Raw genomic sequence first — 18893 nt, forward strand, 5'->3', positions numbered from 1 at the left:
GCAGGTGTTGTTTTTATGACAGGCGTCTTTTTAGCGTAGCGTTATGGCGGGGATTTTCAACCGGACGGCGCGGCGTGAAAAAGGGGCCAGAAGATGGCCCCTGAAAAGCTTAGCGTTTTTTCCCGAACGCGGCGGCCAGTGCATCGCCCATCGCACTGTTACCGGCGGTGGCGGCAGCCGGACGCGGACGCCCTTTCGGGCTGGCCTGCCGTTTCTCGTCGCGCGGCGCGGTGCTTCGCGCTCCGCCGCGTGCATTGCCTTCACCCGGCTGCTCATCGAGACGCATGGTCAGGGCAATACGCTTGCGCTGGAGATCGACCTCCATCACTTTCACTTTGACGATATCGCCCGCCTTCACCACCTGATGGGGATCTTCCACGAAGCGATCAGAAAGCGAGGAGATGTGGACGAGGCCATCCTGATGCACGCCGATATCCACAAAGGCACCGAAGTTGGTGACGTTGGTGACGGCACCTTCGAGGATCAGGCCTGGGGTCAGGTCGTTCAGCGTTTCCACGCCCTCCGCGAACTGCGCGGTTTTAAACTCAGGACGCGGATCGCGGCCCGGTTTCTCCAGCTCTTTCATGATGTCGGTCACGGTCGGCAGACCAAAGCGCTCATCGATGAAGTCGCGGGGACTGAGGTTACGCAGGCTGCCCGCGTTACCCATCAGGTCACTCAGCGCCTGCTCGGTCGCGGCCAGAATGCGCTCCACCACCGGATAGGCTTCCGGGTGAACAGTTGAAGCATCCAGCGGGTTATCGCCATGATTGATGCGCAGGAAGCCCGCACACTGCTCAAAGGCTTTGGGCCCCAGACGGCTCACTTTCAGTAGCTGCTGGCGGTTCTGGAAGCGGCCATGCTCATCACGCCAGCCGACAATATTCTGCGCCATCATGCGCGTCAGGCCCGCCACGCGGGTCAGCAGCGGCACCGAGGCGGTGTTGAGATCGACGCCGACGGCGTTCACGCAATCTTCCACCACCGCATCAAGTTTCTTCGCCAGCTGGCTCTGGCTGACGTCATGCTGATACTGGCCGACACCGATCGATTTCGGGTCGATTTTGACCAGCTCGGCCAGCGGGTCCTGCAGGCGTCGGGCAATCGACACCGCGCCGCGCAGCGACACATCGAGATCCGGGAACTCCAGCGCTGCCAGCTCCGAGGCGGAGTAGACCGAGGCGCCGGCTTCGCTGACAATCACCTTCTGCGCGGTGACCTGCGGGAACTGCTGCTGCAGCTCCAGGAAGAAGCGTTCGGTTTCGCGTGAGGCGGTGCCGTTGCCGATCGCCACCAGCTCCACCTGATGCTTCATGCAGAGCGCGGCAACCGCGGCGGCGGCTTTGGCGGCCTGACCGGTGTGCGGATAGACGGTATCGGTCGCCACCAGCTTGCCGGTCGCATCCACCACCGCGACTTTTACGCCGGTGCGCAGGCCGGGGTCCAGCCCCATGGTGGCGCGCATCCCGGCAGGGGCCGCCATCAGCAGGTCGTGCAGGTTGCGGGCAAAGACGTTGATCGCTTCATCTTCTGCGCGTTCGCGCACCGTGCCCATCAGCTCGGTTTCCAGATGCAGCATCACCTTGATGCGCCACGTCCAGCTTACGACCGCCTTGCGCCAGCTGTCGGCCGGTGCGTTGTTCAGGCGCAGATTCAGGTGTTCAGCAATCAGGGTTTCGCCGTAGCTTTCGCGCGGCGCTTCATCGAACTGCGGATCGGCATTCAGCGACAGCTGCAGCACGCCTTCGTTGCGGCCACGCAGCATCGCCAGCGCCCGGTGCGACGGCACGCTACTCAGGGCTTCGTGGTGATCGAAGTAGTCGCGGAACTTCGCGCCCGCTTCCTGCTGGCCTTCGACCACGCGCGACACCAGGTGGGCATTTTTCCACAGGTAGTTACGCACCTTCGCCAGCAGCGCGGCATCTTCAGCGAAACGCTCCATCAGGATATAGCGGGCACCATCCAGCGCGGCACGAACGTCGGCGACGCCTTTGTCGGCATCGACATACTGTTCAGCGAGCTGCTCAGGGAGATGGGACGGATCCTGCCACAGCGTCTCTGCCAGCGGTTCCAGACCGGCTTCGATCGCGATCTGTCCGCGCGTGCGGCGTTTCTGTTTATAGGGCAGGTAGAGGTCTTCAAGCTCGGTTTTGCTGAGGGTGGTGTTGATGGCGCGGGCGAGGTCATCAGTCAGTTTGCCCTGATCCCCGATCGACTTCAGAATCGACTGACGCCGCTCTTCGAGTTCACGCAGATAGCTGAGGCGGGTCTCAAGCTGGCGAAGCTGGGTATCATCCAGCCCGCCCGTCACCTCTTTACGATAGCGTGCGATAAACGGCACGGTGTTCCCTTCATCCAGCAGGCGAACGGCGGCGTCAACTTGATCGGGACGCGCCTGAAGCTCGCTGGCAATTATCTGGCTCAGAACTTTCATCATCAGGACTGTCTTGCTTTCCGGGTTGAGAAATAGCCGACAGTTATACGGATTGATGGTCAAAAATGCCAGAGACGCGGGCGGCTTTCAGCGATAATCTGAATCGTTATTGCGGGTAGTCAATGGCGTTGACATACCAGCGCGCCGGGCCTGCCGGCGTCTCGACCGTGGCGGCATCGCCGACCTCTTTTTTCAGCAGCGCCCGCGCCATCGGCGAGTCGATAGAGATGTAATCCTTGCGGCCAAAAATCTCATCGTAGCCCACGATGCGGAAGCGTTTGAGGTCGCCCTCATCGTTTTCTATTTCCACCCAGGCGCCGAAGAAGACCTTGCCATCCTGCTGTGGTGAGTAGTCAACGATACGCAGCTGCTCAAGACTTTTGGTCAGATAGCGGACGCGCCGGTCGATTTCGCGCAGCCGTTTTTTATTGTACTGGTAGTCCGCATTTTCACTGCGGTCGCCCAGGCTGGCAGCCCAGGTCACTTTTTTGGTCACTTCCGGACGCTCTTCACGCCACAGGTAGTCGAGTTCCGCTTTGAGTTTGTCGAAGCCTTCGCGGGTAATCAGTCGGGTTTTCATGCTATACCGGCCAGAGAGATCGAAAGAGGCTCAGTGTAAGGCAAACAGGCGGCGGCAAAAAAGAGTCGGGGAAAGGGTTTTTAAAGGCTAAAAACCCACGTTGACTTCCCCGGCGGCGAAAGGGTTGGAGCGTGCTATCAAAATAAAAACCGTGTTCTGAAGCCGGACTGACAGGTCGCGAACTTATTTTCCGGCGTGGGTCGCCGTGGTGGTTGAGGTGCCGGTACCGTGACCGTCACCACCGCCGCCGCCCATGGTGGCCAGCGCTACGCCCAGCAGGGCCGCGACAGCACCCACGCCGATGGCGTCGGAGTTACCTTTTGCGGTGGTCGTGGCTGCCGCACCGGCCGCTTCACCGGTTGCTGTTGCGGCATAGACCGGGCTGATGCTGCTGAAAGCCAGCGCGCTGAGCAGTAAAATTGTTTTTTTCATTGTGTAATCCCCGTTGAGACATCGAATGGTGCCTGAGCAGTCTGGTTCAAAATCCGGAGGGCGAAAAGTTGGCTTTACTTATTGATTTAATGGACTTTAATTTCAGCTGGCCTTGCTGAAAGCCCGGCTCAAATTAATCCGAGAGGAGCGTGATGCATTAACCGGTTTGGCCGGAATATTATGCTGTCAGCGTGCGGATAAGGTGGATTATCTGGAGGGTTGTCATTGTGATGGCTTGCTTATAAGTCAAATTATCTGCTAACGCGCTGAATTTATTCACTGTATAAATGCTGGTACGCTTCTGACGCCAGCCATTGAGAGAAATTCAGCCCTTTTTTCAGATTTGCCGTAACCGTCGCGGACGGGCGTTAAAAAGTGCGACTGCCGACCGAAAACAGGCGCAGAATAAATATAAGCTCCTGTTTAATATGCTTTGTAACAATTTTGGCTAGAATATAAACCATTAATGACTGTCACTATAAGGCATCTTTTTTTAACAATGTTGGCTCAGGCAATAGCGCCTTTGGGAGTTGAAAATGCAAGAGAACTACAAAATTCTGGTCGTCGATGATGATATGCGTCTGCGTGCACTGCTGGAACGCTATCTCACCGAGCAGGGCTTTCAGGTGCGCAGTGTCGCTAATGCCGAGCAGATGGATCGTCTGTTAACCCGTGAATCCTTCCATCTGATGGTGCTCGACCTGATGTTGCCGGGCGAGGATGGGCTCTCTATCTGCCGTCGCCTGCGCAGTCAGAGCAACCCGATGCCGATTATTATGGTGACCGCCAAGGGTGAAGAGGTGGATCGCATCGTCGGGCTGGAGATCGGAGCGGATGACTACATCCCTAAACCGTTCAACCCGCGTGAGCTGCTGGCGCGCATCCGTGCCGTGCTGCGTCGTCAGGCCAACGAGCTGCCAGGCGCGCCGTCACAGGAAGAGGCGATCATCGCCTTTGGTAAGTTCAAGCTGAACCTCGGCACCCGCGAAATGTTCCGTGAAGATGAGCCGATGCCGCTGACCAGCGGTGAGTTCGCGGTGCTGAAAGCGCTGGTGAGCCATCCGCGTGAGCCACTGTCGCGCGATAAGCTGATGAACCTGGCGCGTGGCCGTGAATACAGCGCCATGGAGCGTTCGATCGACGTTCAGATCTCCCGCCTGCGTCGCATGGTGGAAGAAGATCCTGCGCATCCACGTTATATCCAGACCGTCTGGGGCCTGGGCTACGTCTTTGTGCCGGACGGCAGCAAAGCATGAAGCGGCTGCGCTTCTCGCCACGCAGTTCATTTGCCCGCACGCTGCTGCTGATCGTGACCCTGCTGTTCGTCAGCCTGGTCACGACCTATCTGGTGGTGCTCAACTTTGCCATCCTTCCCAGCCTGCAGCAGTTCAACAAGGTGCTGGCATACGAAGTCCGTATGCTGATGACCGACCGGCTGCAGCTGGAAGATGGCACGCAGCTGGAAGTCCCCCCGGCCTTTCGCCGGGAGATCTACCGTGAACTGGGGATTTCGCTGTTTACCAATGCGGCAGCAGAAGAGAACGGCTTGCGTTGGGCGCAGCACTACGAATTCCTGAGCGAACAGATGGGGCAGCAGCTGGGCGGGCCGACCGATGTGCGGGTAGAGGTCAACAAGAACTCCCCGGTGGTCTGGCTGAAAACCTGGCTGTCGCCCGATATCTGGGTGCGGGTGCCGCTGACGGAGATTCATCAGGGCGACTTCTCACCGCTGTTCCGCTACACCCTGGCGATTATGCTGCTGGCGATCGGCGGGGCCTGGCTGTTTATCCGCATCCAGAACCGACCCCTGGTGGATCTGGAGCACGCGGCCCTGCAGGTCGGGCGCGGGATTATACCGCCGCCGCTGCGCGAATATGGCGCGTCCGAGGTGCGGTCGGTCACCCGCGCCTTTAACCAGATGGCGGCCGGGGTGAAGCAGCTGGCCGACGATCGCACGCTGTTAATGGCGGGCGTCAGTCACGACCTGCGCACGCCGCTGACCCGTATTCGTCTGGCCACCGAGATGATGGGCGAGCAGGATGGTTATCTGGCCGAATCGATCAACAAAGATATCGAAGAGTGCAACGCCATCATCGAGCAGTTCATCGACTACCTGCGTACCGGTCAGGAGATGCAGACGGAGCGCGCCGACCTTAACAGCGTGCTGGGCGAAGTGGTCGCCGCCGAAAGTGGCTACGAGCGTGAAATCGAAAATGCGGTGATGCCGGAAGAGCTGATGCTGGATATCAACCCGCTGTCGATTAAACGGGCGCTGGCCAATCTGGTAGTAAACGCCGCGCGTTACGGCAATGGCTGGATCAAGGTCAGCAGCGGACGGGAGCTGCATCGCGCCTGGTTCCAGGTGGAGGATGACGGCCCGGGCATCAAGCCGGATCAGCTGGCGCATCTGTTCCAGCCGTTTGTGCGGGGTGACAGCGCCCGCAGCACCAGCGGCACGGGGCTGGGCCTGGCGATTGTGCAGCGTATTATCGATGCGCATCAGGGGTCGCTGGAGATTGGCGAGAGCGAACGCGGGGGATTACGTATCCGCGCCTGGCTGCCGCTGATCGAGAGTATGGCGCTGAGCCATAACCATGGCGGCAACAGCGTTTCGGGCTGATAAAAGCGGCGCGGCAGGCACACTGCCGCGCCGTTTCCTTTAGCGTTGCGGGCCGGCTTTCACCAGCGCAGCGCCTGCGGCGTTGTCGGTGTACTTCGCGAAGTTATCAATGAAGCGCTTCGCCAGATCGTCGGCGGCAGCGGTCCACTGCTCTTCACTCTCCCAGCTACGACGCGGATCGAGCGTGTCACTGTCCAGTTCACCCAGCGATACCGGCATCTGCAGGTTGAAGATCGGCAGGGTTTCCGTCGGCACATCATCCAGTTCACCCGCCAGGATCGCATTGATAATGGCGCGGGTGTTCTTCAGGGAGATGCGTTTGCCACTGCCGTTCCAGCCGGTATTGACCAGATAAGCCTGCGCACCGGACGCCTCCATCCGTTTCACCAGCACTTCCGCATACTGCGTCGGATGCAGCGTCAGGAAAGCCGCGCCGAAACAGGCGGAGAAGGTTGGGGTAGGCGCCGTGACGCCCCGTTCGGTTCCGGCCAGTTTAGCGGTGAAGCCCGACAGGAAGTGATACTGCGTCTGCTCCGGCGTCAGGCGTGAAACCGGCGGCAGCACGCCAAACGCATCGGCGGTCAGGAAAATGACTTTCTTCGCGTGGCCCGCTTTGGAGACCGGCTGCACGATATTGTCGATGTGATTGATCGGGTAGGAAACGCGGGTGTTTTCCGTCTTGCTGCCGTCAGCGTAATCAATGCTGCCATCTTCGCGAACCACCACGTTTTCCAGCAGCGCGTTGCGGCGAATAGCGCGGTAGATCTCGGGCTCAGCCTGCTCAGAGAGGTTGATGGTTTTCGCGTAGCAGCCGCCTTCGAAGTTAAACACGCCATCATCGTCCCAGCCGTGCTCATCGTCGCCAATCAGCTGACGATCGGGATCGGTGGAGAGCGTGGTTTTGCCGGTGCCAGAGAGGCCAAAGAAGACCGCCACATCACCCGCTTTGCCGACGTTGGCCGAGCAGTGCATCGACGCGATGCCCTTCAGCGGCAGCAGGTAGTTCATGATCGCGAACAGACCCTTCTTCATCTCGCCGCCGTACCACGTACCGCCAATCAGCTGCATGCGTTCGGTGAGATTAAAGGCGACGAAGTTTTCAGAGTGCAGCCCCTGCGCCTGCCAGTCAGGGTTGGTGCATTTGGCGCCGTTCATCACCACGAAATCGGGCGTGAAGTCGGCCAGCTCGGCGTCGTCCGGCTGGATGAACATGTTCTTCACAAAGTGCGCCTGCCAGGCCACTTCGGTGACAAAGCGCACGCTCAGACGCGAATCGGCATTCGCGCCGCAGAAGGCATCCACCACAAACAGGCGTTTGCCGGAGAGCTGGCGGGTCACGCAGCTTTTCAGCGCGTCCCAGGTCTCCTGCGACAGCGGCTGGTTGTCGTTTTTGCCGGTGCCCTGATCGTTCCACCACAGGGTATCGCGCGTGGTGTCATCACGTACGATGTACTTATCCTTTGGCGATCGCCCGGTGAAAATCCCGGTATCTACGGCAATCGCACCGCTCTGCGTCAGGGTGCCACGAGCAAAACCTTCGAGGTCCGGGCGCGTCTCTTCCTGAAAGAGCGTGTCGTAATCAGGGTTGTAAACCACTTCCGTGGTATCCACGATGCCCAAAGCGGCAAGGTCTTGCGAGGTCAGGCCGTTAACGCGCATTTTACTGCTCCTTAAATCGGTGTCTGTTCTGCACAGCAGAGATAGGTTGGGATCGTGCCGCCAGCTGTTGCATCGGATACAACCGATGACTGACACGCCCCGGCGCATCGTTGCGGGACGCTGCAACGCGAGCCGGGCTGTTCAGGCATCGGCCCCGGGCTTCCGGGCGTTTGCACGATCGCGCGCAGTTTACTCTTCTGCGTTTCGGGAAAAAGGGCAGTGATCTAAAAATGCGACTCAGGGCGCGTTAAGGCCATGTTTCGAACGTTTAAAAGATGTTATGAAAGTAAAAAAAGATAATTTGTCTGAAAAATTATGGGGATAGCGGGGCGGGGAAAATGGGGCGGCCGGGGCCGCCCGGAGGATTAGTGCAGTCGGTCACTGTTCTCATGCGAGTGGCTGCGGATAGCAGCGATATCGACCGCATCAAACACGTAGTCTGAACCGCAGTAGTCACAGTGCATTTCGATTTTGCCATCTTCCGCAATAATCTCATCTACCTCTTCCTGTGGCAGCGTGGTCAGCACCTCACCACAGCGTTCGCGCGAGCAGGTGCATTTGTAGATCACCGGCTGCGGATCGTAGAGCGTAACCTCTTCCTGATGGTAGAGACGCCACAGCGTTTCGTTGGCAGGCAGGTCGATCAGCTCTTCCGTTTTAATGGTTTCAGTCAGCGTGGCCAGATGCTCGAACGCCTCTTTTTCCGTATCCTGCGCTGGCAGCACCTGCAGCAGGATCCCGGCCGCGCCTTTGTCGCTGGTGCGAATAAACAGGCGCGTCGGCAGCTGCTCAGAGCGCATGAAGTAATCTTCCAGGCATGCCGCCAGAGTATCCCCCTCCAGACCAACCACGCCCTGATAGCGCTCACCCTTTTCCGGGGTGATGGTGATCACCAGATAGCCGTTGCCGACCATGCTTTTCAGGGTGCTGTCCGCCGGGATCTCGCCTTTCAGACGCGCCACGCCGCGCAGCTCCTGATTGTTGTTGCCGTTGATAACCGCCAGCGACAGCGGGCCATCGCCCTGCAGCTGCACGGTGATTTCGCCATCAAACTTCAGCGTGGCGGTCAGCAGGCTGGTGGCGACCAGCATCTCACCCAGCAGGGTGTTCACCGGTGCCGGATAGTCGTGGTTCTTCACGGTTTCACGCCAGGTGTCAGAGACGTTCACCAGCTCGCCGCGCACAGCGGCATGTTCAAACAGATAACGGTGCAGTTGATCCTGGACTGACATATTTTTTTCTCTCACTGGAACGGGGTGATGGCGCGTCAGCAAAGACGACGTTATTCATCACCCGATAATTTAAACTTCATCAAATCGCGACGCTCTTTTTTATCAGGTCGCCGATCGGGGTGGGGCATAGTCAGCGCATTAAGCTTGCGCGCCTGCGCCACTTTTTCGCGTTTTTCGATACTGGCCTCGGTTTCCCGATAGAGCTGCTGAGCTTCGCTGGCAGGACGGCGCTGAGTGGTGACTTCTGCCACGATCACCGTGCGTTCGTCGTTGCCCTGACGCAGCGTCAGCTCTGCATTCAGCTCCACCACTTTGCTGGGTTTGCTGCGCTGACCGTTGTAATGCACTTTGCCGCCTTCAATCATCTCCCGCGCAATCGCCCGGGTTTTGTAGAAGCGCGCGGCCCACAGCCATTTGTCGAGGCGGACCTCTTCGCTGTTTTTCTCTTTCATTGCTGCTCCTGACTCAGATCAGCGTCCGGTAATCGCCGGTGGCGCGGTGACGCTGAAAGATTTGCTCAGGACGCCCCGAATCGGGATTCTTTACGCCTAAGCACCCGCCGATGCCCCATAACGTCGCAGCATCCAGAATCACTTCGCTGTCATCGATAAACAGCGTGCGCGGCGCAGAAAAGCCGGTGTGCTGTTGTACCGCCTGCCATAAGCGCTGGTCTTCTTTCGGATACCCAAAGGTATGGGTGGAAAGTAATAAATCAAGGTGCGGCGCTAAACCTGTCTGCGCCAGTTTGACGTCAAGATTATAGGGATGCGCATTGGTCAGCAGGATGGTGCGCTTACCCATGCGACGCAGCGCCTGCAAAAAAGGCAGCGTATCGTCACGCAGCGCGATCCGGCTGCGCATCGCCCAGGTCATGGCACGGATGTCGAGCGCCAGCGCCTCTGACCAGTAATCGAGACAATACCAGTTTAGCGTATGGGCGACGGCCTGATACTTTTCCGCGATGATCGCGTCGGCGTCGGCGCGGGGGATGCCACGCTGCTGGCTCAGCTCTCCGGGCACATGCTCCAGCCAGAAGTGGCGGTCAAACGCCAGATCCAGCAGCGTGCCGTCCATGTCGAGCAGCACGGTATCCATCTCAGACCAGTTAACCATCGCGGGATCTCACCCTGAAAAAAAACCGGGCGACAGGGTAGCACAGAAGGGCAGGGCTCAGAATATTGAGCGCACGCCCTGTAAAGTTCCGAGGTTGTGGTTGAAGCACTTGTCGTAATATTGCTGGATATCGATCATGCGCTGGCGGTTGCGGTGCATACGGCGCAGTGCCAGCAGCCCGTTAAACACGCCGCAGATCAGCAGCACCAGCAGCAGCAAAACGGTGCCCAGATAGCGCCACTGCGCCATGGCATCCGGCTCGTTGTGCAGCGCGATATGACGCGTGCCGTTGGCATCGGTTGAGATGCTGGTGATGATGCCGCTGGCGCTGAAAGGCGTGTGCAGCAGCATGGCGGAGAGACGCTGCAGCTCGCGCCACTGAGAAGGCGGATCGAGGTCGAACAGCGACACGGTTGGCTGAGGCTGATTCACCAGCTGACGTCCCTCGTCGCTGACGATCAGGAAGCCACCCGGCGGCGGGCTGTTAAGATTCTCGGCCGCCCGGCGGGTTTCGCGGAAGAAGAAGGTCGAGGTGGCGGTATTCACCAGATTTTCCAGCGCTTCCGCACTGACCGGGCGCAGCAGCACATTCATGCCGTTGAGCTGGCCGGAGTCCGCCCGGCGCATCAGCGCTTCCCAGTCTTTGGCGTTGCCCAGATTCACCAGCGCATTCTTCAGGCGCATACAATCCTGCGGCTGATTACAGAGATCCTGCGTCTTCATTACCAGATCGGAGAAATCATCCAGCAGGATCATGCCGGACTTCTGAATCGCCGAAGCCAGCTGCGGGTTCAGTTTGGGGTCGGTATTGGTTTCCGGATGCAGCTGCTTTGTGGTGGTTTCCAGCAGCGCCGAGGCTTTATCGATAATATCCGACTGAGGCTGTGGCAGCGGCGTGGCGTTGTTCCAGTAGACCGCCGAGCAGTCAAACGGCATATAGGCGTAGCTGCGGTTGCTCTGATAGTTATCCGGCACCGAACACATCCCAGTGCCGCTGACTTTCAGGCTGTCGCCGATGTTCAGGGCCACACCGCTGAGTTTATCGACGCTGCTGACTTCCAGGCTGTCAGTGCCTCTGGCCCAGGCCAGGCTCAGTTTCACCGGCATGCTGAGCGGGATCCAGGTGACCAGCATCGTCAGCACCATCAGCGACCCGCAGGCCAGCACCACGTTTTTCCGCCAGCGCTGGATCGGAAAGTTTTTCACTTCATCCTGCAGCGACAGGAAGCGGCCCTGACGCACCACCTGACGATTAAGGTAGATCTCCACGTCGGTAATCTGACCGAGATCGTGGGCGACATAAGGCTGCCAGTGCGGCGGATAGGCGAGGTCGATAATTCCCAGGGTGATGTTGCTCTGCTCCTGGTTTGATTCGCTGAACAGACCCCAGCGTTTCGGCGCGCCGCGCAGACAGTGGATATCGCGCAGGCCGCGCTCGCCGGGAACGCGATAGAGCAGCCACAGGCTGGCCGCAATCATCACGGTTCCGGTCAGCACCAGCCAGATCATCAGGGTGGCAGGCACGAGCAGGCTGAAGAAGAACAGTAAAAAGGCCAGGGAGATCGTCACCGCTTCACGCGTGCCGTCGGGACGCGACAGCCGGTACTCTTCTGGCGTCTCTTTGCGCACCTTCAGCAGCTCGATGTTTTCCGTTTCCGCCTTGCGGATTGAGGCGTTGGTCGACATCGGACGCATCAGCGTCGGCAGCGACTGCTGATCCACGGCGTAGTCGGCCAGCGAGTGGCCGTTCAGCGAGATCACCAGCGGAATGGATTGGGTACGGATCAGCTCGACGTAGTTTTCGTCGGTGATGTACTGCTCCCACAGCGGCGGCAGATGAACTTCAACTTCATCCAGGTAGTAGCGCCATTTGTGTGGGTCGTCAGTTGAGAGGCCGTAGCGGGTAATCGCCCGGGTAACCGGATAGACATTGTTGCTCTGCGCCGTCAGCGTCAGACGCTCCGATGTCCTGCGTTTGTCGGTGGTAACCGAGGTGCGGGACTGCTTTTCCAGCGCGGCGACATACTTGTCGACGGCTTCGCGCTCCTGAGCAGAGAGTTTACGGCAGGGCGGACTGATAAATGGCAGTGGCTTCGCCAACGGCGGGCGATGCCGCATAGCGTACCAGAACCCAATACCTGCCAGGATTGAACAGGTCAGCACTATGGCCAGGATCGTAAAGATTGTGCTCATGCTCTGCTCAACTCAGCCAAAATGCTGCCTTCACTTTTAACTTACGCTCCCGGTTATGCGCACGGTCAGCGCGGCACAGCGGAAGATTATATAACCCCGAGGTGTCAGGCATCTGATGAAATAGTGCCAGCGTATATCTGATTAGCATTTGTTAAACCATGCCTTGTCCGAATGGTAACCGGCTCAGACTGGATTAAATATCGGTATTATCTGAAACTTATCGCAGCATATTGACTAATGCAAATTTAGTCTTAACTGATAACTAAAGGCTGTTATTCAATCGTCAGAATCTATGTAACGATGACGCCCTTGTCTGACTGTCGCACAATTGCCTGTGGTTAGGTATGCTAATTTACGCCCGCCAGGAGGCGCAGAATAATTTTGAGGCTGATATGAAAATTCCAAAAAAACCTGACATCCTCAATATCACCGCCGTGGCGCGTTCGCGGTTATTCACGATTGAATCGGTCGACCTGGCCTTCAGTAATGGCGCGCGTCGCGTTTATGAGCGTATGAAGCCCTCAGAACGGGAAGCCGTGATGATTGTGCCGATTATCGACGATCATCTGATCCTGATTCAGGAATACGCCGTCGGACTGGAAACCTATGAACTTGGTTTCCCGAAAGGGCTGATCGATGCCGGAGAAACCGTCAACGAAGCCGCCGTGCGTGAACTGAAGGAAGAGGTCGGTTTTGGCGCGCGCGATCTGACGACGTTGGGCAAACTCACGCTGGCCCCCTCCTATTTCTCCAGCAAAATGAACATTGTGGTGGCGGAAGGGCTGTATGCTGAGAGGCTGGAAGGGGATGAGCCGGAGCCGCTGATTGTTCACCGCTGGCCGCTGAGCGATATGCTGTCTCTGCTGGCAGAGCCCGATTTCCGCGAGGCGCGCAACGTCAGTGCGCTGTTTATGGCCCGCGAATGGCTGGTCAGACAGGGACGACTGAGTTACTGATTGCGCCAGCCGGCAGCCGGCGCAATCAGCAGAGAAAGCACGGAATCAGTCCGTCAGCGCGCCTGCCTGCCGCGCCGATAACCGCCGGAACAGGGGCGCCGCGACCAGATAAATCAGGCAGGCGACGATTAACGAGTTGAAGACCGGTACGCCGCGCTCGATAAACAGGCCGGTGGCCGCGCCTGCGAGGCTGGCGATCAGCGCCGGCCAGCCGATCGACGCCGAAACGGGCGGCAGGGCATTCTCTGCGCGGCCCAGCGCAAGCGTCTGGCGGCTGGTTTTCAGCACGTAGTAATCAATAATCATTACCCCCAGCACCGGCGGGAAGACCACACCCAGCAGCTCCAGGAAATCGACGAACCGGTCGAGGATCCCCAGAATCGAACAGAGTGTCCCGAGTATCCCCAGCAGCAGCGTAATCACCTGATAGCGCGGCTTGTAGCCCGTCACGCCCTCAATGGCATTAGTGATGCCCAGCGTGGAGGAGTAGAGATTCAGATCGTTGACGCGCAGGGTAGAAAAGACCACCGCGAACAACCCCAGGGTGCTGGTGGTCTGCGTAATGATGGCGATGATGTCGGAGGTCTGTAGCTCTCTGGCGACCAGAATCGCCAGGCCATTGATCCCATATTCACCCGCCAGAATAGTCAGCAGCGTAATGGCGAACACATCCCTGCCGTTGCGTGAGAAACGGGTCAGATCCGGCGTCATCAGGCTGGCCAGGATCGCGCCGCCAATCACCATGGTAATCGCCGCGCTGACGGTAATGGGGTCGGCCGCCACTGCGGGTTGAGCAACAGGGCCAGCCTGACCGTGGAAGGCGTGCCAGAAAATCCAGCCCACCAGCGCAATAAAGAGGGGAACGGCAATGCGGGCGGTAAACCGCAGCGCCCGGAAGCCAAAGGTCACCAGCAGAGTCAGGACACCCCCCGACAGCGCCGCCGCTTCGGCGAAACTGAGTTTACCGTCCAGCGCATAGCTCAGCGACCGGGCGAAGACCGCATTCTGAATGCCGAACCAGCCCAGCAGGCTGACCGCCACCAGCAGACCAATCAGCACCGAACCGTGACGGCCAAAACCGCACCAGCGCGCCAGCAGGCTGCCGGGCAGGCCTTCGCGCATCCCGGCATAGCCGAGCGCAAACGTCAGCACACCGAACAGCAGACTCGCCAGGGTAATCGCGGTAAAGGCTTCCCCCGTGGACATTCCGTTGCCCAGCACCGCACCGAGCATAAACTGGTCCAGCGCCGTCAGCATCCCCATGTGCACAATCGCGACGCTGAGCAGCGAAAGTCGTTTGTTTTCAGGCACGCGACTCAGGGGATAATCGTCAAATTTACTCACTACAGGGTTTCCTTACCGGTTTAAATAAAAATAACGCCAGCGCTGAGAAAGCGTTCCGGCAGATAACTTTCCAGCGATTCTGCATAGCAGTAGCTCTCAAATTGCTGAAGCGAATGCACCCCGGCTTTCTGATAAAGCGTCGTGATGCGGTTGCTGATGGTTTTGACGCTGAGGTTATAGATACGCGCAATCTCTTTGGCATTGAACCGCCGCAGCAGCAGGAAGATGACATCCAGTTCGGCGGAGGTAAACAGCGGATGCGCCAGCCGCGTGGTCAGCACGGACGCCTTCTTTTGATCGATAAAGCGCATCGCGGAGAGATTATCGACCGGGCGCGCATTCCAGATACAGCCCAGCAGCTGCTTATTGTGGTCGAACACCGGGTATTTTTCGCTGATAAAAGGGGAGAGGTAGTTATTACCGTACCAGTAATGCGTTTCAATCACGGCGACACTGCCTTTAGCCGCTTCAGCCTGCTGGTCGTGCTCGCAGAACTGATCGGCACAATCGCTCCAGGGGGTAGGAAATTCATTATCCTTTTTTCCCTCTAAGCGATAATTTTCAGGCGTCGCCGTGTACTTTCTGGCCGCTTCATTCATATAAAGATGCTGTGAAGTCGCATCCTTAAATCCCCACGGGGTCGGTAACAGATCCATTGTTGTGGCGAATGGGGCGATAAATTCATCGATACTACGGTAGGGGCTATCCATGGCACCTCGCTGAAATGATTCAGATTATAATCGTTTTGCCAGATAGTAGCGCGCGTAGCGCTCTGCATAGCCTTCCTGTTCGCCATACACGCGATAACCTAATTTCTCGTAGAAACCGCGAGCCTGGAAGCTCAGTGTATCTACCACTGCCATATGACAGTGCCGGTTGCGCGCTTCCTCTTCCGCTGCCTGCATCATCTGACGCCCTGTGCCATGCATGCGCTGCGCTTCCGCTATCCAGAAATAGTGGATATCGAGCGTGCCGCACCAGGTATGCGCTAACAGGCCACCCTGAATATTTTTTTCATCATCATACAAAATAACATTCAATGTTTTCATATTGATGTCAGCGAAACCACTATTATGCTGCCAGAGCTGCTGAATAATATATTCTTCACTTTTCTGGTCAGGCACATCGCCAATTTTAATTTCCATATATAAACAGTTTCCGCGAATAATTAAATAAGAGCAATTCGACAGGTTTCTTATCACGATAAAAAGCGAGGCGCAAGAGCCAATATCCCCCCTGTTATACGAAGCGGTAACTATTATGCTGGTCCGGCGTATTGAGTTGCCATGCAATCTGTTTTATCCGCTGGCACCAGGGAAACGCGATTTTCAGCACTATAATAAAATGCGCCTGACTTGCTTGTGAGATGCGCGAATAAGCAGGACGCCCGTTGCCTTATAACATAAGGCTGAAAAAATGCCGGTCACGAAGGTGGGCGGCATTTTTTTATGCGTGACGCTGCTGAATCTCTGCTTTTTCTGCCTGACGCCTGTCACTGAACCCCCACCGATCCCGCCAGCAGAAAGCCAGCCCTTATCCGGTATGCGTCGCCGTCGGCAGGAAAAACGCGGGCAGCGATGGGAAACTTGCTCCTCTTTTCCTGATGCTGCGCGCGGCAATCGCCAGGCAAAAAAAAGCCGATCGTCACAGCGATCGGCTTGGGTTATTTCACACGTCAGCGGTTACATCAGAACAGCTCGTGACTCTCGCCATTATCCATGATGGTGGTGCCCACATCATGCACCGAATATTCGGTCGGCTGGGTGCCATTGATGAAATATTCCTGACGGGTATTACCGCCACCGTTGGCCAGCTTACCGGTGCTGCGGTCGATGGTGACCGTCACCACGCCTTCCGGTGGCGTTAACGGCTGCACCGGAACGCCTTCCAGCGCGCTCTTCATAAACTCATCCCACGCCGGTTGCGCACTCTTCGCGCCGCCTTCATAGCCCGAAATCTGATCGGGAATGGCACCGGAGAGCGTGCTGCGGCCCAGATCGCGGCGCGCATCGTCGAAACCGATCCAGACCGAGGTCACCACACCCGGGCCGTAACCGGAGAACCAGGCATCTTTCGAGCTGTTGGTGGTACCGGTTTTACCGCCGATATCATTACGCTTAAGGTCGCGGCCGGCACGCCAGCCGGTTCCCATCCAGCCCGGTTCGCCGAAGATATTACTGTTCAGCGCGCTCTTGATCAGGAAGGTGAGCGGGGTGTTGATAACGTGAGGCGCATACGCCTGACCGCCCTGCTGGGCCTGAGCCGGCACCTGCTCCAGCGCAGGCTGAGGCACCGCCTGATTCTGGTTCGCGTCTGAGGCCGCGACGTTTTCAACGCTCTCTTCGTTCAGCGCCAGCGCTTTCTTGGTTTCACCGTAGATCACCGGCAGATTGCACTGTGGACAGGCGATCTTCGGTTTCTCTTCGAACACGATGTTGCCCTGTTCGTTCTCGATCCGCGTGATGAAGTAGGGATCGATCAGGAAGCCACCGTTCGCCATCACGGAGTAGCCGCGTACCACCTGTAACGGAGTGAACGAGGCGGCGCCCAGCGCCAGTGACTCGGTGTGAATGATGTTCTGCGCCGGGAAACCAAAGCGCTGCAGATACTCTGCGGCGTAATCCACGCCCATCGCACGCATCGCACGCACCATCACCACGTTTTTCGACTGACCCAGACCCTGACGCAGACGAATCGGACCATCATAGGTTGGCGGTGAGTTCTTGGGACGCCAGTCCGCACCGGCACCGGCATCCCAGCGGGAGATCGGCACATCGTTAAGAATCGAGGCGAGCGTTAACCCGCGATCCATTGCCGCGGTGTAGAGGAACGGCTTGATGTTAGAACCGACCTGGCGCAGCGCCTGGGTTGCACGGTTAAACATGCTCTGGTTAAAGGCAAAACCGCCCACCAGCGCGCGCACTGCACCATCATCAGGATCGAGTGAAACCAGCGCCGAGTTGACATCCGGCACCTGGCCGAGCCACCAGTCGTCACCGACTTTGCGTACCCAAATCTGCTGGCCGGCCTGCAGAACCTGCGTCACGCTTTTCGGCGTTGGCCCCTGCACGGTGTCGGACTTATAAGGACGCGCCCAGCGAACCCCGGCTAGCGCCAGCGACACGTTGCTGCCATCTTTCAGCATCACCGTCGCTTCATCGCTGCGCGCTTCGGTGACCACGGCCGGATGGAGCGGGCCATAGACCGGCAGCGTCTTCAGCGTGTTCTCAATCTTTGTCTGATCCCAGGCAGGCTCGCCCACTTTCCACAGCACGCGCGTCGGACCGCGATAGCCATGACGCATATCGTAGGCCATGACGTTGTTGCGCACTGATGTCTGAGCGGCTTCCTGCAGGCGACGGGTCACGGTGGTGTAGACCTTGTAGCCGTCGGTATAGGCATTGTCACCGTAACGCTTCACCATCTCCTGGCGTACCATCTCGCTGAGATAGGGCGCAGAGAAGGCGATTTCCGGTCCGTGATACTTCGCGACCAGCGGCGTGTTGCGGGCTTCGTCATACTGCTGCTGGGTGATGTAATGCTGATCCAGCATACGTGCCAGCACGACGTTGCGGCGCGACAGGGCACGGCTCGGCGAGTAAAGCGGGTTAAAGGTCGAAGGGGCTTTCGGCAGACCGGCGATCATCGCCATTTCACTCAGCGACAGCTGGTCAACCGGCTTACCAAAATAGACCTGCGAGGCGGCCCCGATGCCGTAAGCCCGGTAGCCCAGATAGATCTTGTTCAGGTAAAGCTCAAGGATCTCATCTTTATTCAGCAGCTGCTCAATGCGGATCGCCAGAAACGCTTCCTTTATTTTACGCATCAGGGTGCGTTCCGGACTCAGGAAGAAGTTACGGGCCAGCTGCTGCGTAATGGTACTGGCACCCTGGGAGGCATGACCGGAGACCAGCGCAATGCTGGCCGCACGGAAAATCCCCACCGGATCCACGCCGTGGTGCTCATAAAAACGGCTGTCTTCGGTGGCGATAAACGCTTTTACCATCACCGGAGGAACCTGCTGCAGCGTCAAAGGAATACGGCGCATCTCGCCATACTGGGCGATCAGATCGCCATCGGCGCTGTAAACCTGCATAGGGGTCTGCAGACGCACATCTTTCAGCGTGTTGACGTCAGGCAGCTGCGGCTCTATGTATTTGTATAAACCATAAATCGAGCCAGCTCCCAACAGGATGCAACACACTGCAAGGATCAATAAATACTTTACGAACTTCACCTGGAATTTCCCATCTGTTGTCGTTTGAGCAGTTTATAAACAACCGCGCGGTAGTATAAAGGCAAGCCAGACGCTTTGATATGTCCATTTTCC

The 18893-nt window shown here is 57.9% G+C and carries 15 protein-coding genes; 3 read left to right on the forward strand and 12 right to left on the reverse strand.

Features of this window, described 5'->3' with window-relative positions; all coding sequences use genetic code 11:
* Positions 1-109 precede the first annotated feature (109 nt).
* The 3 genes from J1C59_RS01720 to yjbE all read right to left on the reverse strand — a co-directional run bounded on the left by J1C59_RS01720 (position 110) and on the right by yjbE (position 3446).
* Positions 110-2437 (reverse strand): Tex family protein, encoded by a 2328-nt coding sequence (locus tag J1C59_RS01720; RefSeq protein ID WP_128085751.1) that lies wholly within the window; start codon positions 2435-2437, stop codon positions 110-112.
* A 103-nt stretch (positions 2438-2540) separates the two neighbouring features.
* Entirely contained in the window at positions 2541-3014 is a 474-nt protein-coding gene (greB, locus tag J1C59_RS01725) for a transcription elongation factor GreB (protein WP_128085752.1), read from the reverse strand.
* Positions 3015-3197: 183 nt separating this feature from the next.
* Complete coding sequence (gene yjbE / locus J1C59_RS01730; protein WP_111140871.1) at positions 3198-3446, reverse strand: exopolysaccharide production protein YjbE; 249 nt, start codon at positions 3444-3446, stop codon at positions 3198-3200.
* 536 nt (positions 3447-3982) lie between these two features.
* Here yjbE and ompR point away from each other — a divergent pair.
* The gene (ompR, locus tag J1C59_RS01735; protein WP_003853014.1) at positions 3983-4702 is read left to right on the forward strand and encodes an osmolarity response regulator transcription factor OmpR; all 720 of its coding nucleotides are present in this window, start codon (positions 3983-3985) and stop codon (positions 4700-4702) included.
* The gene (envZ, locus tag J1C59_RS01740; protein WP_128085753.1) at positions 4699-6066 is read left to right on the forward strand and encodes a two-component system sensor histidine kinase EnvZ; all 1368 of its coding nucleotides are present in this window, start codon (positions 4699-4701) and stop codon (positions 6064-6066) included. The genes ompR and envZ overlap by 4 nt, the downstream gene beginning before the upstream one ends.
* Positions 6067-6105: 39 nt before the next feature.
* Here the strand turns inward: envZ and pckA are convergent, their stop codons facing one another.
* From pckA to J1C59_RS01765, 5 genes are all read right to left on the reverse strand, one after another.
* Entirely contained in the window at positions 6106-7725 is a 1620-nt protein-coding gene (gene pckA, locus J1C59_RS01745; protein ID WP_128085754.1) for a phosphoenolpyruvate carboxykinase (ATP), read from the reverse strand.
* Between the two features lie 365 nt (positions 7726-8090).
* Positions 8091-8957, reverse strand: a complete 867-nt coding sequence (gene hslO / locus J1C59_RS01750; protein ID WP_128085755.1) for an Hsp33 family molecular chaperone HslO — start codon at positions 8955-8957, stop codon at positions 8091-8093.
* 50 nt (positions 8958-9007) lie between these two features.
* Entirely contained in the window at positions 9008-9409 is a 402-nt protein-coding gene (gene hslR / locus J1C59_RS01755) for a ribosome-associated heat shock protein Hsp15 (protein WP_128085756.1), read from the reverse strand.
* A gap of 13 nt (positions 9410-9422) precedes the next feature.
* On the reverse strand, positions 9423-10070 hold the full coding sequence (gene yrfG, locus J1C59_RS01760; RefSeq protein WP_128085757.1) for a GMP/IMP nucleotidase: 648 nt from the start codon (positions 10068-10070) through the stop codon (positions 9423-9425).
* Between the two features lie 57 nt (positions 10071-10127).
* Positions 10128-12263, reverse strand: a complete 2136-nt coding sequence (locus J1C59_RS01765) for an intracellular growth attenuator family protein (RefSeq protein WP_128085758.1) — start codon at positions 12261-12263, stop codon at positions 10128-10130.
* Positions 12264-12655: 392 nt separating this feature from the next.
* Here J1C59_RS01765 and nudE point away from each other — a divergent pair, with 392 nt between their 5' ends.
* Positions 12656-13219 carry an ADP compounds hydrolase NudE gene (gene nudE / locus J1C59_RS01770; protein ID WP_140917381.1) on the forward strand — a complete coding sequence of 188 codons (564 nt, stop codon included), beginning with the start codon at positions 12656-12658 and terminating at the stop codon, positions 13217-13219.
* Positions 13220-13264: 45 nt separating this feature from the next.
* Here the strand turns inward: nudE and J1C59_RS01775 are convergent, their stop codons facing one another.
* The 4 genes from J1C59_RS01775 to mrcA all read right to left on the reverse strand — a co-directional run bounded on the left by J1C59_RS01775 (position 13265) and on the right by mrcA (position 18800).
* A complete protein-coding gene (locus J1C59_RS01775; protein WP_128085759.1) occupies positions 13265-14563 on the reverse strand; it encodes a cytosine permease in 1299 nt (432 codons plus the stop codon).
* A 20-nt stretch (positions 14564-14583) separates the two neighbouring features.
* Positions 14584-15273, reverse strand: a complete 690-nt coding sequence (locus J1C59_RS01780; protein ID WP_128085760.1) for a helix-turn-helix transcriptional regulator — start codon at positions 15271-15273, stop codon at positions 14584-14586.
* A gap of 24 nt (positions 15274-15297) precedes the next feature.
* A complete protein-coding gene (locus J1C59_RS01785) occupies positions 15298-15708 on the reverse strand; it encodes a GNAT family N-acetyltransferase (RefSeq protein WP_128085761.1) in 411 nt (136 codons plus the stop codon).
* Positions 15709-16250: 542 nt separating this feature from the next.
* Positions 16251-18800 carry a peptidoglycan glycosyltransferase/peptidoglycan DD-transpeptidase MrcA gene (mrcA, locus tag J1C59_RS01790; RefSeq protein WP_128085762.1) on the reverse strand — a complete coding sequence of 850 codons (2550 nt, stop codon included), beginning with the start codon at positions 18798-18800 and terminating at the stop codon, positions 16251-16253.
* Between the last annotated feature and the right edge of the window lie 93 nt (positions 18801-18893).

This window comes from Pantoea deleyi (assembly GCF_022647325.1).
Taxonomy (GTDB): Bacteria; Pseudomonadota; Gammaproteobacteria; order Enterobacterales; family Enterobacteriaceae; genus Pantoea; species Pantoea deleyi.